Below are 14,231 nucleotides of genomic sequence, written 5' to 3'. Positions count from 1 at the left end.
GCGCAGCGCAACGCCCCGTTTGTGTGAACGGAGCGTGAACACCTCTTGAACTCTTGGCACTCCGGCCCTGCGTGGGACGATGGCTCTGTTGGCATAAGGGAGGAGCGACAAGATGAAGGCAATCGTGTATTCCCGCACCGGGGGGCCGGAGGTGCTGCAGCTGGCTGAGCGGCCCGTACCCGACCCGGGTCCGGGCGAGGTGCTGGTCCGGGTGGCGGTATCGGGCGTCAACCCGACCGACTGGAAGGTGCGCCGGGGGAGCGCGCCCGATCAGCCGACGCCCTTCCCCGAGGTGGTACCGAACCAGGACGGCGCCGGCGTGATCGAGGCGGTGGGCCCGGGTGTCCCGGAGGGCCGGGTGGGGGAGCGGGTCTGGCTGTGGGAAGCCCAGTTCCAGCGCCCGGGGGGCACCGGCCAGGAGTTCGTCGCCCTCCCCGCCGACCACGCCGTCGCCCTGCCCGGGGGCGCCCCGTTCGAGCTCGGCGCCAGCCTCGGCACCCCGGCGATCACCGCCCACCGCTGCCTCACGGCGGGGGAGGGCCCGGCCCAGTTGGCCCCCGGGGCGCTGGCGGGCAGGACGGTCCTGGTGGCCGGTGGGGCCGGGTCGGTGGGCCACGCCGCCATCGAGCTCGCCCGCTGGGCCGGGGCGACCGTGATCACGACCGTCAGCAGTCCCGAGAAGGGCGTCCTGGCGGCCGCCGCCGGGGCGCACTGCGTGGTGAACTACCGCACCGAGGACGCCGGGTCGGCCATCCGGGCGGCGGCTCCGGGCGGCGTGGACCTGGTGGTCGAAGTGGCCGTCGTCGCCAATGCCGCCCTGGACATGGCGGTGCTCGCTCCCGGGGGCACCGTGGCCTCCTACGCCAGCGGCGGGACCCCGGAGGCGGCGATCCCGGTGCGGCCCTCGATGGTGCTGAATGCCCGGTGGCAGTTCGTGCTCGTGTACGGATTGGCCCCGGCGGTGAAGCAGGCGGCGGTGGCCGCCGTGGCGAGCGCCGTGGCGGACGGCGCTCTCCGGGTGGGGGAGGCGGCCGGCCTGCCCGTGATCCGCTTCCCGCTCGAGGAGATGGCCGCCGCGCACGAGGCCGTCGAGGCGGGGGCGGTGGGCAAGGTGCTGGTCGATATCGGGTGAGCGCCCCGGTCGAGGTCGACGACCCCGGGGATCCCCGGTTGGCCGACTACATCGGCCTGAAGGATGCTGACCTGCGCCGGGCGGTCGAGGAGCCGGGGGCGGGCGGCCAGGGGATCTTCATCGCCGAGGGCGAGCTCGTCGTCCGCCGGCTGCTCGGGTCCGGGTTCGGCGTGCGCTCGGTGCTGGTGACCCCGAAGGGGCTGGCCGCTCTCGGGGCGCTGCTCGATGGCGTCGCCCACCCGGTCTACGTGGCGAACCAGGCGGTCATGAACGCGGTGGCGGGCTTCAACATCCACCGGGGGGTCCTGGCGTCGGCCCTCCGGGGGCCGGCGGTGGACCCGGCGGCCCTGGTGGCCTCCGCCCGGCGGGTGGCGGTCACCGAGGCGGTCACCGACCACGAGAACCTGGGCGGCATCTTTCGCAACGCCGCCGCCTTCGGGCTGGACGCCGTGCTGCTGTCGCCCGAATGTTGTGACCCCTTCTACCGCCGCTGCATCCGGGTCTCGATCGGCCACGTCCTCTCGGTGCCCTCCGCCCGGCTGGCGGCGTGGCCGGGGGGCATCGGGTGGTTGCGGGCGGAGGGGTTCTACGTTGTCGCCCTCACGCCGGGTGCCGGGGCGGCAGACATCCGCTCGCTGGGCCTGGGCGCCCGGGACCGGGTGGCGTTCCTGCTGGGCACCGAGGGCCCCGGCCTGTCTGCGGCAGCCCTCTCGGCGGCCGATGCGGCAGTCCGCATCCCGATCGCGGCCGGGGTCGACTCGCTGAACGTGGCGAGCGCGGCGGCCGTGGCCTTCTACGAGGGCAGCCGGCCCGGTTCGTGAGGGATGAGGCGGGGGAGCACCTGGCCGATGGGCAGGCGGACCACGGCGTGGGCGGCGCCGTCATAGGGGGTCGGCTCACCGTTGACGATCACCAGTCGGGCGCCGTGCTCCAGGGCGATGCGGGGCAGGCCCGCCACCGGGTAGACCAGCAGCGATGTGCCGATGGCGAGGAGGAGGTCGCACTCCGCGGCCGCCCGCTCGGCCCGGGCGAGGTCCTCGGGGATGAGGGACTGGCCGAACGAGATGGTGGCCGACTTCAGGATGCCGCCGCAGCCCAGGCAGGGCGGGTCCTCCTCGCCCGCCCGGACCCGGTCGAAGGCCTGCTGGGCGGGGAACCGGTCGCCGCATGCCAGGCAGATGACGTCCCGCATGGTGCCGTGGATCTCGATGAGGAGGCCGGGCGACGTGCCGGCGTCGCGGTGGAGGCCGTCGATGTTCTGGGTCACCAGCATCGAGAGCCGCCCCGAGTGCTCCAGGTCGACCAACGCCCGGTGGCCCGGGTTCGCCACCGCGCTCCACGCCGGGTGGGCAATGCGCTGGCGCCAGACCTCGACCCGGAGGGCGGGATCGGAGACGTAGGCGTCGATGTGGCTCAGGCGCTCCGCCTTGGCGTCCCGGGTCCACACCCCGGACGGCCCCCGGAAGTCCGGGATCCCGGACTCGGTGGAGATGCCGGCACCGGTGAGGGCGACGATCGACCTCGCTCCGGCGATCCAGCCCCGGACGGTGTCGAGGGCGTGCTGGTCGGTGGCGGCCATGGTTCCCACGGTACCCCCGGTGTCCCCCGGCTTCCCCCGGCTTCCTTCGGTTTTCGGGTGAGAGGATGGGGCCCGTGGATTTCATCGACGCCGACGTCTCGGCCTACCTGCGCCGGCTCACCGACCGGTTCGACGAGCCCGTGCTGCAGGACATGGAGGCGCTCGCCGAGCAGCGGGGCTTCCCGATCGTGGGCCGGGTCGTGGGCTCCACCGTCGAGCTCCTCGCCCGCTCCATCGGTGCCCGCCGGGTGTTCGAGATGGGCTCGGGCTTCGGGTTCTCGGCCTACTGGTTCGCCCGGGCGGTCGGGGAGGGCGGCGAGGTGACCCTGACCGACACGGATCCCGAGAACGCCCGCCAGGCGGAGGGGTTCCTCACCCGGGCAGGGGTGTGGCCCCGCTGCCGCTTCGTGGTGGGCGACGCCATGGTCGCCCTGCGGGAGATCCCCGGCGAGTTCGACATTGTGTACTGCGACATCGACAAGGAGGGCTACCCCGGCGCCTGGGCGCTGGCCCGGGAGCGGGTCCGGGTGGGGGGCCTCTACATCTGCGACAACGTCCTGTGGTCCGGCAAGGTGGCCCGGGACAACGACGAGGCGTCCACGGTGGCCATCCGGCGGCACAACGACCTGATCGCCGCCGACCCCGACTTCGACTCGGCGATCGTGCCGACCCGGGACGGGGTGATGGTTGCGCTCCGGCGCCGCTGACGGGGCCGCCCGGCGCCTATACTTCGTGGACGAGGTACCTCCTGGGGGCGCGTAGCTCAGGGGGAGAGCGCTGCTCTCACACAGCAGAGGCCACTGGTTCGATCCCAGTCGCGCCCACTCAGAAGTGTTGTGCCCGCTCCAGGGGGAACATCGGCCGGTCCCGGCCTGTCCTGAGACGCTGTAAGGGCCCGGTCAGGGCAGTATGTGCATCGGTGGACAGCTTTCGTGCATGAATAACCGCCTTATTAGCGGTCAGCGATGCACAAACGTGTCTCCGCCAGCCTGAACCGATGCTTTCACGCCTAGCAGTGCAGGTTAGTCCCTTTTGGCTACTCGCTTTGTTCGCCCCGCCCGTCGATAACAACGAGTCGATGCCTCGTTCGTCGTGGCCCTCTGCGTCGTCCTGCCCGCCCTCACCGTGTGGGGCGCCCGGAAGGAGCCGGGGACCGCTGGGTAGCCGGCTACTGCGTGGTGGCCCTGGTGCTCGGCGTTGGGGGGACCATCGCACAGTGGTGGTCGGGGACGCATGTGGCGACCTTCACGTGCCCCCCGACCGACCTTCTTTCGCATCCAACTGTCTCGTGCGAGCCGGCGCATCCAGCCTGGACGGTCAGCCCCGCCCTCGTGGCCATGGGGCTGGCGCGCACGAGCCCGGGCCGTGTCCTAGCGCCCGGGCTCGCAGGAAACCAAAACCAGAGGCCCTAGCCGGCGGTGCCGGCAGTCGTCGACTCCTTGCGCACCGCGACCGCCCCGACCGTGAGCACAATGGCGAAGATCAGGCCCAGGTAGGCACCGATGGCGAGGTGGCTGGTGTGGAGGATGAACTTCAGCCCGAGAAGCACAAGGGTCGCCACGCCTCCGAAGAAGTGTGCCTGGCCCCACGGCATGCCGATTTCCGGCAGCTTCACCTCGCTCATGCGAGCCAGAACGATCTGGGCCCCCATCGCAAGAGCGATGACCAGGGCCAGTACCCCCAGCAGGGAATCAGGCGCATCGACGCCCTTGACTGAGACGGTCAGGATCCCCGGAATGCTGTACGACAGCCAGGGAAGCAGAAGCAGATCCAGCACCAGCAGGATCGCGCCGGCGACCACTATGCGATCCCCTTTGGTCAGCTTGCTCAGGTCCATTACCCCTCCTCTACCGCGCCACGCCGCGCCCAACGAGCAGCCACTCTTAAATGATGGCAGCGCGCGACGTTTGATACCAGCGCGAATGGGTTAAATCTGGGAACAATCGGCCCACATCGGGCCCTCAGCTCCCGCTTCAGTCCACGCTGGCGCGGCGCAGGCCCCCCACGGCCTCCCGCACGACCGCCTCCTTGCCGGTCTGGTGCCCGTACAGGGCCAGGACGGCGTTCATCCAGAGGGCGAGGACCCGTGCCCGGACCAGGTCCTGGTCGCTGACCGGGCCGTAGGCCTGCAGGAACTCGGCGCGTGCCGAGGGCGGGAAAAAGCTCCAGTAGAGCGGCAGGTCGATGGCGGGGCAGGCGAGGCAGGTATCGCCCCAGTCGATGACCCCGCTGAGACGCCCGCCCTCGATCAACAGGTGGCGGAAATGCAGGTCGCCGTGGACCACCGCTGTGGTGGTTGGGTAGCGCAGCATGCGGGCGCCTTCGATGACGTCGATGATGGCGCCGCTCGGCGACCAGAGACCCAGGCGCTGGAGGTCGCCCCAGGCCATGCGGGTGCGGCGGATGCGCTCGCCCATGTCGGCCCGCCGGTTCGGGTCCACGGGGAGGTCATAGACGGCTTGGACCGCCTCGGCGGTCGCCGGCGCGTGGAGGGCGTGGAGGAACTCACCGAGGGGCCGGGCGATGCCCGCTCGCTGGTCGTCGGTCAGGGCCGCCTCGCCCGACTCCCGGCCCGGGATCGGCGGGCCACCGAAGAAGGGCCAGGGGTAGCCGGCGGCCTCGTCGGGCTTGCCTGCCCGCTCGACTGCCGGGACGGCCAGCGGCAGGCGCCCGGCCAGGACCGGCAGGACCGCGAGCTCCCGGGCCACGCCCGGAGCCGCCATCTCCCGGCGCGGGAAGCGGAACAGGGTGCCGCCGCCGGTCAGCCACAGGACGTTGTCCCAGCCCTCGCCGAAGGCCTCCAGCGAGGTCGTGTCGACCTCGGGGAACTGGGTGCCGACCAGGCGCCGGGCCAGGTCGGCGTCGACGTCGATCTCGGGGGTCCACTCGGGCACGGCCCGGGATGCTACCGCAGGTCGGGCGCTATCCCGCCCCTACACTGGCCCCATGATCACGGTGACCAATCTGTGGAAGGCGTTCGGCCCCCGGGACCTGTTCACCGGCGCCGCCCTGCACGTCGGGCCGCGGGACCGGGTGGCCCTGGTGGGCCCGAACGGATCGGGCAAGACCACGCTCTTCGACATGCTGGCCGGCGAGCAGGCCCCGGACCGGGGGGAGATCCAGGTCATCAAGCGGGCGGTGATCGGGTACCTCCGCCAGGAGGCCGACCCGCTGCCCGGCCGCAGCCTGCTGGACGAGGTGCTGACCGCCGCCGGCGACGTCACCGAGACCGGCCGCCGGCTGGCCGTCCTGGAGGAGGAGCTGGTCGGCTCCGAGGAGGGACCCGAGCGCGACCGGCTCATCGCCGAGCACGCCGAGCTCCACGAGCGCTTCACCGGCCTGGACGGCTATTCGGTGGAGTTCGAGGCCCGCTCGATCCTCGCCGGGGTCGGGTTCGCCGGGGCCGATCTGGCGATGCCGGCCGACGCCCTGTCCGGTGGGCAGCTGATGCGTGCCGCCCTCGCCAAGCTGCTCCTGGCCGCCCCGGATCTCCTGTTGCTGGACGAGCCCACCAACCACCTCGACATCGAAGCGGTCGAGTGGCTGGAGCGCTTCATCCGGACCTACCACGGGGCCGTCTTCCTGGTGTCGCACGACCGGGAGTTCATCAACCAGGTCGCCACCCGGGTGGTGGAGATCGACGGCGGGAAGCTGGTGGCCTACAAGGGCGACTACGAGGCCTACGTGGCCCAGCGGGCGCTGGCGACCGAGCAGGCCGAGGCCGCCGAGCGCGCCCGGGCACGCTCGGATGCCGAGGCGCAGGAGTTCATCGACCGCTTCCGGGCCAAGGCGACCAAGGCCCGCCAGGTGCAGAGCCGCATCAAGGCCCAGGAGCGGGCCCGGGCCGAAGGGGGTCCCCGGGTGCCCGAGGTGCGCCCCCGGGCGATGGGGCTCGCCTTCCCGACGCCGCCCCGGGCCGGCCGGGTGGTGGTCGAGCTGCACGGCGTGTCGTTCGGCTACGGGGCGACGCCGCTGTACGCCGGGCTGGACCTCGCGGTCGAGCGGGGCCAGAAGATCGCCCTGGTGGGGCCCAACGGGGCAGGCAAGACCACGATGCTGAAGCTGCTCGCCGGCGTCCTGGTTCCGCAGGAGGGGCAGCGCACGCTGGGCCACAACGTGGCGCTGGCCTACTTCGCCCAGCACCAGGATGAGACCCTCACTATGACCAACCGGGTCCTGGATGAGATCGCCGCGGCCATCCCCGCCGGAGCGGCGATCCGGCCCGGCGACCTGCTGGGCCGCTTCCGGTTCAGCGCCGAGGATCTGCGCAAGCCGATCAGCGTGCTGTCCGGGGGCGAGCGCACCCGGCTGGCGATCGCCAAGCTCCTGGTGACACCGCTGAACGTGCTGGTCCTCGACGAGCCCACCAACCACCTCGACATCGCCAGCCGGGATGTCCTGGAGCAGGCCCTGCTGGCCTACCAGGGGGCACTGGTCCTGGTCACCCACGACCGCCACCTGATTCGCAGCGTCGCCACCCGGGTGGTCGAGGTGCGGGCGGGCCGGGTCACCTCCTACGCCGGCGACTATGACTTCTACCTCTCGCAGCGTGACGCCCAGGCGGGCGCCCCGCCGGCGGGCAGGGCCGGCAAGGCCTCGGCCCAGACCAACGCGAAGCCCGAGAACGGCCAGGCCGCCGCCGACCGGCGCCGGGCGGGGGCCCAGGCCCGGTCAGCCCTCCGGGCCCTGCAGCAATCGGTCAGCCGCATCGAGGCCCAGCTGGAGGCGGAATCGGCCCGGCTGAACGAGCTGACCGCCCGCCTGGCGGATCCCGCGGTCTACGCTTCCGGGGCCGATGTCGCCGGCCTGGTGGACGACTACGAGGCCCGGGCCAAGCGGGTGAAGGACCTGGAGGCCGCCTGGGAGGAAGCCGCCGGGCTCCTGGAGGAACAGGCCGCGGCGCGCTGAGGCGGTCCCATCGGTTTGGGGCTGCGGCCCTTCTCGGTATGATCCGGCCATGGCCAACGGCGATGACGACGAGACCCTCGAAGAGGAGTTGGACGAGGATCTCGAGGACGACGAGGACGAGGGCGAGGACTGGGAGGGCGACGAGCTCGATGTCCCGGTCACGGCCGAGCTCGAGGAGGCGCTGGAAGCCTTCGTCCTGATCGCCGACTGGGACCTCGCGCTGTCCCGGGCGGAGACCTTCGACTTTGTCGTGGAGAGCCTGCGGGACCTGGAGGACGACGACGCGCTCGAGGGCTGGGTCCGCCAGTACCGGGGCCGGGACTTCCACCTGGCGCAGGAACGCGACGGGCGCCTCGTGGTCTCCGATGTGTTCCCGGTGGCGGGGGTGCTGGGCCTGATCCCGCGCAGCATGCTCGACCCCGTCCTCGAGGAGCTGATGGCTCAGCCCGAGGATGACCGGCCCGCCTGGGTCGAGAGCCTGGGCGAGGTGATCGGCGACTGGGTATTGCTCCTGTCGGACGAGGAGAAGATGGTGGGGCACCTCATCCGTGCCCACGAGGTGGAGGCGGGCAGGACCGCCGGGGAGCTGGCCGACCTGGCCGCCCTGCACGCCGAACTCCACAGCGGGCTGGACACCGACGACGGAGCAGACGACTAGGAGGGCTGGACCGCGATGCCACTCGGCTACGACCGCACGATCTACATCATGGCCTTCGACCACCGGGGGTCCTTCCAGAAGCTCTTCGGCGTAACCGGGCCGCCGACCGCTGAGGACACCGCGCGGATCGCCGACGGCAAGCTGCTGATCTTCGAGGGCCTGCAGCAGGCCATCGCCGACGGCGCCGCCGTGGAGACCGCCGGGGTGCTCACCGACGAGCAGTACGGCGCCGACGTCGCCCGCAAGGCGAAGGCGGACGGGTTCCCCTTCGCCATGCCGGTGGAGAAGACCGGCCAGGACGAGTTCGACTTCGAGTACGGCGACGCCTTCGGGGACCACATCGAGGAGTTCGACCCCACCTTCGCCAAGGTGCTGGTGCGCTCCAACCCGGAGTGGGACCCCGAGATGAACCAGCGCCAGTTCGCCCGCCTCAAGCGCCTCGGCGACTGGCTGGCCGACCACGGCCGGCGGTTCCTCTTCGAGCTGCTGGTGCCGGCGACGCCTGCGCAACTCGCCGCCGTGGGCGGCGACGCCAACCGCTACGACACCGAGGTCCGCCCCGGGCTGATGCTGCGCATCATCGAGGAGATCCAGGAGGCCGGCATCGACCCCGACGTCTGGAAGATCGAGGGCCTGGAGTCCCGGGAGACCTGCGGGCAGGTCTCCGAACTGGTCCGCCGGGACGGCCGGGACACCGTGGGCTGCGTGGTGCTGGGCCGGGGGGCGGACGACGCCAAGGTGGAGACCTGGTTGCGGGCCGGGGCCGGCGTGCCGGGCTACCTCGGCTTCGCCATCGGGCGGTCGATCTTCAACGAGTCCGTGAAGGGCGTGGCGAGCGGGACGATGGACCGCTCAGCGGGCGCCGCGCTGATCGCACGCAAGTACCGCCACTTCGTCGACGTCTACGAGGGCCGGGCCTAGCCGCCCCGGTTTCCTGCCCACGGAACGCCGGCGGGTCCTGCCTGCCGTGGCCTCCAGCTACCGGGCGGTCGGCGCCGGCGGCGCCCCGAGGGCCTTCTCGGCCTCGGCCATCTGCGCCCGGTACCAGGTGCGCTTCGCCTCGTAGGTGCGCACGGCCCGCAGCGACGCCTCGCACACCCGGATGACGTCCCGGTGCGCCCGGCGCTGCTGGTAGATGAAGATCAGGCGGTCGTAGGGCCCGGCGGCGTCGAACCCGGCGGCGACCGCCTCCTCGTAGAGGCCCACCGCCTCCTCCGCCTTGCCCACCTGCTCCAGGTTCTGGGCGTGCAGGAAGTCCCGGACGATCTGGTCCGCCGGGATGCGGCTGGCCTCCTCCGGTGCGGGCATGCCCCCACCCTACCCGCCGGGGGGCGCCCGAAGGCTGCTTGGTAGTCTGCGAGCCATGAGCGAGCAGGCGCCCCCGGCGGAGCGCGACCACGACCCGGAGGCGCTGGCGGTGCTGCGCCACTCGGCGGCCCACGTCATGGCCCAGGCGGTGCTCGCCCTGTGGCCGGACGCCCACTACGCCATCGGTCCGCCCATCGAGGACGGCTTCTACTACGACTTCGACATCGGCCGGCCGTTCCTGCCCGAGGACCTGGCGGCCATCGAGAAGCAGATGCAGGGGATCATCCGCCAGGACCAGCCCTTCGAGCGCGAGGAGGTTTCGATCCCGGAGGCGATCGAGCTGTTCTCGGACCAGCCCTACAAGGTGGAGATCCTGCAGGGCATCGGCGAGTCCTCCGAGCAGGGCGTCGAAGGGGAGCGGGTGTCGCTGTACCGCAACCCCAGCAAGGCCAAGCCGGGCCAGAGCTACCTGGACCTGTGCCGCGGCCCGCACGTCGACTCCACCGGCGCCATCCCGGCCTTCAAGCTCCTGCGCACCTCGGGCGCCTACTGGCGGGGCGACGAGCACCGCCCGATGCTGCAGCGGATCTACGGCACGGCGTGGTTCACCAAGGCCGACCTCGAGGCCTACCTGCACCGCCTCGAGGAGGCGCAGCGCCGCGACCACCGGCGGCTGGGCACGGAGCTGGACCTGTTCTCCTTCCCCTCCGAGCTGGGCGGCGGGCTGGCGGTGTGGCACCCGAAAGGGTCGCTGATCCGCCGGATCATGGAGGAGTACTCCCGCCAGGTGCACGAGCGCTCGGGCTACGAGTTCGCCTTCACGCCCCACGTCGCCCGGTCCACGCTGTGGGAGATCTCGGGCCACCTCGGCTTCTACGCCGAGAACATGTACCCGCCCATGGAGCTGGAGGGCGCCAAGTACTACGTCAAGCCGATGAACTGCCCGTTCCACATCCTGGTCTACAAGAGCCGCATGCGCTCCTACCGGGAGCTGCCGCTGCGCATCTTCGAGTTCGGCTCGGTGTACCGCTTCGAGCGCAGCGGCGTCCTGCACGGGCTTCTGCGTGCCCGGGGCTTCACCCAGGACGACGCCCACATCTTCCTGCCCGAGGAACAGGTGGTGGACGAGCTGCGCAGCCTGCTGGGCTTCGTCCTGCGCATGCTGCGCGACTTCGGCTTCGACACCTTCGAGGCCAAACTCTCCACCCGGGACCCGGCCAAGAGCGTGGGCACCGACGAGGGCTGGGACCTGGCCACCTCGGCGCTCCGCCAGGCCCTGGAGGCCGAGGGCGTGCCCTACGTGATCAACGAGGCGGACGCCGCCTTCTACGGGCCGAAGATCGACGTCGACATCCGGGACGCCATCGGCCGGGCCTGGCAGGTCTCGACCCTGCAGGTGGACTTCAACATGCCCGCCCGCTTCGACATGTCCTACGTCAGCGCCGACAACGAGCGCGTCCGCCCGTGGATGATCCACCGGGCGTTGTTCGGCTCGGTGGAGCGGTTCTTCGGCATCCTGGTGGAGCACTACGCCGGCGCATTCCCCGCCTGGCTGGCGCCGATCCAGGTCGTGGTCATCCCGATCGCCGACCGGCATGGGCCGTACGCGACCGAGGTTGCTGCGGCTCTGGCCGCGGCCGGCCTTCGGGCTGAGGTGGACGAGTCCGGGGAGACGCTGGGCAACCGGGTGCGCAAAGCCCAGGGGATGAAGGTGCCGTACATGCTGGTGCTGGGCGACCGGGAGATGGAGGCCGGGACGGTCTCGGTGCGGGCTCGCACCGGCGAGAAGTCCGACGGGGTGCCCCTGGACCGCTTCGTCGCCGGCCTGGTGGACGAGGTCGCCCGCCGGGGCGTCCTCGATTGATGGAGCGCCTCTTCCGGCCCTGGCGCCTGGCCTACGTCAGCGCCCCCAAGGAGGGCCCCACCGCTGGGACGGGATGCTTCCTGTGCGATGCAGCCGCCTCCACCGATGATGCCGCCAGCCTGGTGGTCGCCCGGGAGCCGGCCGCCTTCGTGGTGCTGAACCGCTACCCGTACAACAGCGGGCACGTCATGGTGGTGCCGACCCGCCACATCGGCGACCTGGAACTGCTCACCGTGGAGGAACGCATGGCGCTGATGGACCTGCTGATCCGCTCCCTGGCCGCCCTGAAGGTGGAGATGACCCCGGACGGGTGCAACGTCGGGATCAACATCGGCCGGGCCGCAGGGGCGGGGGCCCCGGACCACCTCCACATCCACGCCGTGCCCCGCTGGAGCGGCGACACCAACTTCATGCCGCTCTTCGGCGACACCATGGTGCTGCCCGAGGGCCTCGAGTCCACCCGGGAGCGCCTGGCCCGCCGGATGGCGAGCGCGGCGCCGTGAGCGCTCTGGACGGGCGCGGCCCCGGGCTCAGCCCCTACCGCAGCGACATGTGCGGGTTGCTGCGTGCCGGGGATGCCGGCCGCTCGGTGCGCCTCGCCGGTTGGGTGCAGGCCCGCCGGGACCACGGCGGGGTGGTGTTCTTGGACCTGCGGGACCGGGAGGGCCTGGTCCAGGTGGTGGTGCACCCCGAAGACTCGCCGGAGGCGCACACCGTCGTGCAGCGGGTGCGGCCGGAGTTCGTGCTGATGGTCACCGGCGAGGTCCGGGCCCGGCCCCCCGCCAACGTGAACCCGAACATCGGCACCGGGGAGGTGGAGGTGGCGGCCTCGTCGATCGAGTTGCTGGCCGAGGCGGCCGTCCCGCCCTTCCAGATCGAGGACCGCACCGAGGCGGGGGAGGACACCCGCCTGCGCTACCGCTACCTGGACCTGCGCCGGCCCGAGATGCAGGCCCTGCTCCGGCTGCGCTCGACGGTGGTCCGGGCCATCCGGGAGCACTACGACGCCGAGGGCTTCCTGGAGGTCGAGACCCCCTTGCTGACCAAGAGCACGCCCGAGGGCGCCCGGGACTTCCTGGTGCCCTCCCGGCTGGAGCCGGGGGCGTTCTTCGCCCTGCCGCAGTCGCCCCAGCTCTTCAAGCAGCTGCTGATGGTGGCGGGCGTGGACCGCTACTACCAGATCGTCAAGTGCCTGCGGGACGAGGATCCCCGGGCGGACCGCCAGCCCGAGTTCACGCAGCTGGACGTCGAGATGTCCTTCGCCGACGAGGAGTCGGTGCTGGGGGTTACGGAGGGCATGGTGGCGGCCGTGTTCCGGGCCGCCCACGGCGTCGACATCCCGGTGCCCCTGCCCCGGATCCGCTTCGAGGAGGCGATGGACCGCTACGGCACCGACAAGCCCGACCTGCGCTTCGGCCTGGCGATGGTGGACGTCGGAGCGGTGTTCGCCGCCTCCGAGGTGCAAGTGTTCCGCCGTGCCCTGGACGCCGGGGGGGCGGCCCGGGCTGTCTGCGTGCCCGGATGGGCGGCGACCGGGCGGGGCCGGAAGGACCTCGACGCCCTGACCGCGGTCGCCAAGGCCAACGGGGCGGGGGGCCTGGCATGGCTGGTGTTCGACGCCGCTGCCGAGGGCGGGGTGACCTCGCCGCTGGCCAAGTTCCTGTCCGCTGCGGTGGTGGACTCTTTGGCCGCAGCCACCGGGGCCACCGATGGGGACCTGGTGCTGGTGGTGGCCGACCGCCGGGCGGTGGCCAACCGGGCCCTCGGGGCGGTGCGCCTGGCGGTGGCGGACCTGCTGGGGCTCCGGCCGGCCCTGGCCCCGACCGACCCTGCCTCCTGGCAGCTGACCTGGGTGGTGGACATGCCCCTGGTGGAGTGGAACGACACCGAGCGCCGCTGGGACCCGGTCCACCACCCCTTCACCGCCCCGCATCCCGACGACGAGGCAATCCTGGAGTCCGACCCCGGGGCGGTGCGCGCCCGGGCCTACGACCTGGTGCTGAACGGGTGGGAGCTGGGCGGCGGCTCCGTGCGTATCCATCGCCCGGACCTGCAGCGCCGGGTGTTCTCGCTGATCGGTATCGACGAGGAGCGGGCCGAGCAGCGCTTCGGCTGGTTCGTGCGGGCGTTCCAGTACGGCGCCCCCCCCCACGGCGGGATCGCCTTCGGCATCGACCGGCTGGTGGCGATGCTGGCAGGGAAGGACTCGATCCGGGAGGTGATCGCCTTCCCGAAGACGTCGTCGTTCACCGACCTGCTGACCGGGGCGCCGGATGCTGTCGAGGAGGCGCAGCTGAAGGAGCTCGGCCTGCGGGTGCGGGGGGTGCCGGGGGTGCCCCCGGCGAGCGCCTGAAAGAGGCGTCCCTGAAAGCCCTCCGGGGGCGTCGTAGATCGTCAGGGTGTGCCGGAGAGCCCAGCCGCGGGCCAACGGTCCGCCGGCCACAGGCCTCGCAGAGCCGAGGTGACCTCGAGGTCAATCAACACAGGGCAGCCAACTGCTCGCCCACGAGTCGGGTACGGACTCGTGCGCCAAGCGGGCCGTCGTCAGCCGGGGCCGGGACGATGACCACGGCATCGAGCACGATCACGTGCCGTCGCGGTCTGCGCGCACGGTGTCCACCGCGTCTGGAGCTCGATGTGGCCACCGGTGCCGTGCCTCACACGCGTCAGTGGGTGCGGGCAGGGTTGTTGCAGGAACCGGCGGGCATCAGCCCTGGGGTCAGAGCATCTGCCATGATCTCTTCTCCCCTGTTGGAGGGGCAACTAGTGTATCTACAACTAA

General features: G+C 71.8%; 13 protein-coding genes and 1 tRNA gene. 10 read left to right on the top strand and 4 right to left on the bottom strand.

The features are described 5' to 3' along the window. Nucleotides 1–112 precede the first annotated feature (112 nt). Nucleotides 113–1,132, top strand: coding sequence for an NADPH:quinone reductase (locus VFW71_13570; protein HEU5003785.1), 1,020 nt, complete (start codon nt 113–115; stop codon nt 1,130–1,132). Further along, nucleotides 1,129–1,953: an RNA methyltransferase gene (locus VFW71_13565; GenBank protein HEU5003784.1), complete on the top strand. Its 825-nt coding sequence runs from the start codon at nt 1,129–1,131 to the stop codon at nt 1,951–1,953. The genes VFW71_13570 and VFW71_13565 overlap by 4 nt, the downstream gene beginning before the upstream one ends. Here VFW71_13565 and VFW71_13560 read toward each other — a convergent pair. Further along, the gene (locus tag VFW71_13560; GenBank protein ID HEU5003783.1) at nt 1,926–2,711 is read right to left on the bottom strand and encodes a Sir2 family NAD-dependent protein deacetylase; all 786 of its coding nucleotides are present in this window, start codon (nt 2,709–2,711) and stop codon (nt 1,926–1,928) included. The genes VFW71_13565 and VFW71_13560 overlap by 28 nt on opposite strands. A gap of 74 nt (nt 2,712–2,785) precedes the next feature. Between VFW71_13560 and VFW71_13555 the strand changes: the two genes are divergently transcribed. Continuing rightward, nucleotides 2,786–3,418, top strand: a complete 633-nt coding sequence (locus VFW71_13555) for an O-methyltransferase (GenBank protein HEU5003782.1) — start codon at nt 2,786–2,788, stop codon at nt 3,416–3,418. A gap of 45 nt (nt 3,419–3,463) precedes the next feature. Continuing rightward, nucleotides 3,464–3,535: transfer RNA gene (locus VFW71_13550), tRNA-Val, on the top strand. A gap of 584 nt (nt 3,536–4,119) precedes the next feature. Here the strand turns inward: VFW71_13550 and VFW71_13545 are convergent. Both VFW71_13545 and VFW71_13540 read right to left on the bottom strand, forming a co-directional pair. Beyond that, nucleotides 4,120–4,548: a hypothetical protein gene (locus tag VFW71_13545; protein HEU5003781.1), complete on the bottom strand. Its 429-nt coding sequence runs from the start codon at nt 4,546–4,548 to the stop codon at nt 4,120–4,122. Between the two features lie 136 nt (nt 4,549–4,684). After that, entirely contained in the window at nt 4,685–5,605 is a 921-nt protein-coding gene (locus tag VFW71_13540) for a phosphotransferase (GenBank protein ID HEU5003780.1), read from the bottom strand. A gap of 52 nt (nt 5,606–5,657) precedes the next feature. Between VFW71_13540 and VFW71_13535 the strand changes: the two genes are divergently transcribed. The 3 genes from VFW71_13535 to VFW71_13525 are packed head-to-tail and all read left to right on the top strand — an operon-like array spanning nt 5,658 to nt 9,198. Continuing rightward, on the top strand, nt 5,658–7,619 hold the full coding sequence (locus VFW71_13535; protein ID HEU5003779.1) for an ABC-F family ATP-binding cassette domain-containing protein: 1,962 nt from the start codon (nt 5,658–5,660) through the stop codon (nt 7,617–7,619). Nucleotides 7,620–7,668: 49 nt separating this feature from the next. Beyond that, entirely contained in the window at nt 7,669–8,277 is a 609-nt protein-coding gene (locus tag VFW71_13530; GenBank protein HEU5003778.1) for a hypothetical protein, read from the top strand. 15 nt (nt 8,278–8,292) lie between these two features. Continuing rightward, entirely contained in the window at nt 8,293–9,198 is a 906-nt protein-coding gene (locus tag VFW71_13525; protein HEU5003777.1) for a DUF2090 domain-containing protein, read from the top strand. 57 nt (nt 9,199–9,255) lie between these two features. Here the strand turns inward: VFW71_13525 and VFW71_13520 are convergent, their stop codons facing one another. Next, nucleotides 9,256–9,585, bottom strand: coding sequence for a hypothetical protein (locus tag VFW71_13520; protein HEU5003776.1), 330 nt, complete (start codon nt 9,583–9,585; stop codon nt 9,256–9,258). Between the two features lie 55 nt (nt 9,586–9,640). On the opposite strand from VFW71_13520, the gene thrS reads away from it, so the two are divergent. The 3 genes from thrS to aspS are packed head-to-tail and all read left to right on the top strand — an operon-like array spanning nt 9,641 to nt 13,802. Then, complete coding sequence (thrS, locus tag VFW71_13515; GenBank protein HEU5003775.1) at nt 9,641–11,449, top strand: threonine--tRNA ligase; 1,809 nt, start codon at nt 9,641–9,643, stop codon at nt 11,447–11,449. Continuing rightward, a complete protein-coding gene (locus VFW71_13510) occupies nt 11,449–11,952 on the top strand; it encodes an HIT domain-containing protein (GenBank protein HEU5003774.1) in 504 nt (167 codons plus the stop codon). The genes thrS and VFW71_13510 overlap by 1 nt, the downstream gene beginning before the upstream one ends. Then, nucleotides 11,949–13,802: an aspartate--tRNA ligase gene (gene aspS / locus VFW71_13505; protein ID HEU5003773.1), complete on the top strand. Its 1,854-nt coding sequence runs from the start codon at nt 11,949–11,951 to the stop codon at nt 13,800–13,802. Before VFW71_13510 ends, aspS begins: the two co-directional genes overlap by 4 nt. Nucleotides 13,803–14,231 lie beyond the last annotated feature (429 nt).

It is taken from the genome of Actinomycetota bacterium (assembly GCA_035765775.1).
Lineage (GTDB): Bacteria > Actinomycetota > CADDZG01 > JAHWKV01 > JAOPZY01 > DASTWV01.
The sequence above is the reverse complement of the archived record's forward strand: the minus strand, read 5'-3'. Positions and strand labels throughout refer to the sequence as shown.

Coding starts and splice junctions, on each gene's coding strand:
- VFW71_13535 (HEU5003779.1), top strand. CDS start 5,658: ATGATCACGGTGACCAATCTGTGGAAGGCGTTCGGCCCCCGGGACCTG.
- VFW71_13525 (HEU5003777.1), top strand. CDS start 8,293: ATGCCACTCGGCTACGACCGCACGATCTACATCATGGCCTTCGACCAC.
- VFW71_13560 (HEU5003783.1), bottom strand. CDS start 2,711: ATGGCCGCCACCGACCAGCACGCCCTCGACACCGTCCGGGGCTGGATC.
- VFW71_13545 (HEU5003781.1), bottom strand. CDS start 4,548: ATGGACCTGAGCAAGCTGACCAAAGGGGATCGCATAGTGGTCGCCGGC.
- VFW71_13530 (HEU5003778.1), top strand. CDS start 7,669: ATGGCCAACGGCGATGACGACGAGACCCTCGAAGAGGAGTTGGACGAG.
- VFW71_13570 (HEU5003785.1), top strand. CDS start 113: ATGAAGGCAATCGTGTATTCCCGCACCGGGGGGCCGGAGGTGCTGCAG.
- thrS (HEU5003775.1), top strand. CDS start 9,641: ATGAGCGAGCAGGCGCCCCCGGCGGAGCGCGACCACGACCCGGAGGCG.
- VFW71_13520 (HEU5003776.1), bottom strand. CDS start 9,585: ATGCCCGCACCGGAGGAGGCCAGCCGCATCCCGGCGGACCAGATCGTC.
- VFW71_13510 (HEU5003774.1), top strand. CDS start 11,449: ATGGAGCGCCTCTTCCGGCCCTGGCGCCTGGCCTACGTCAGCGCCCCC.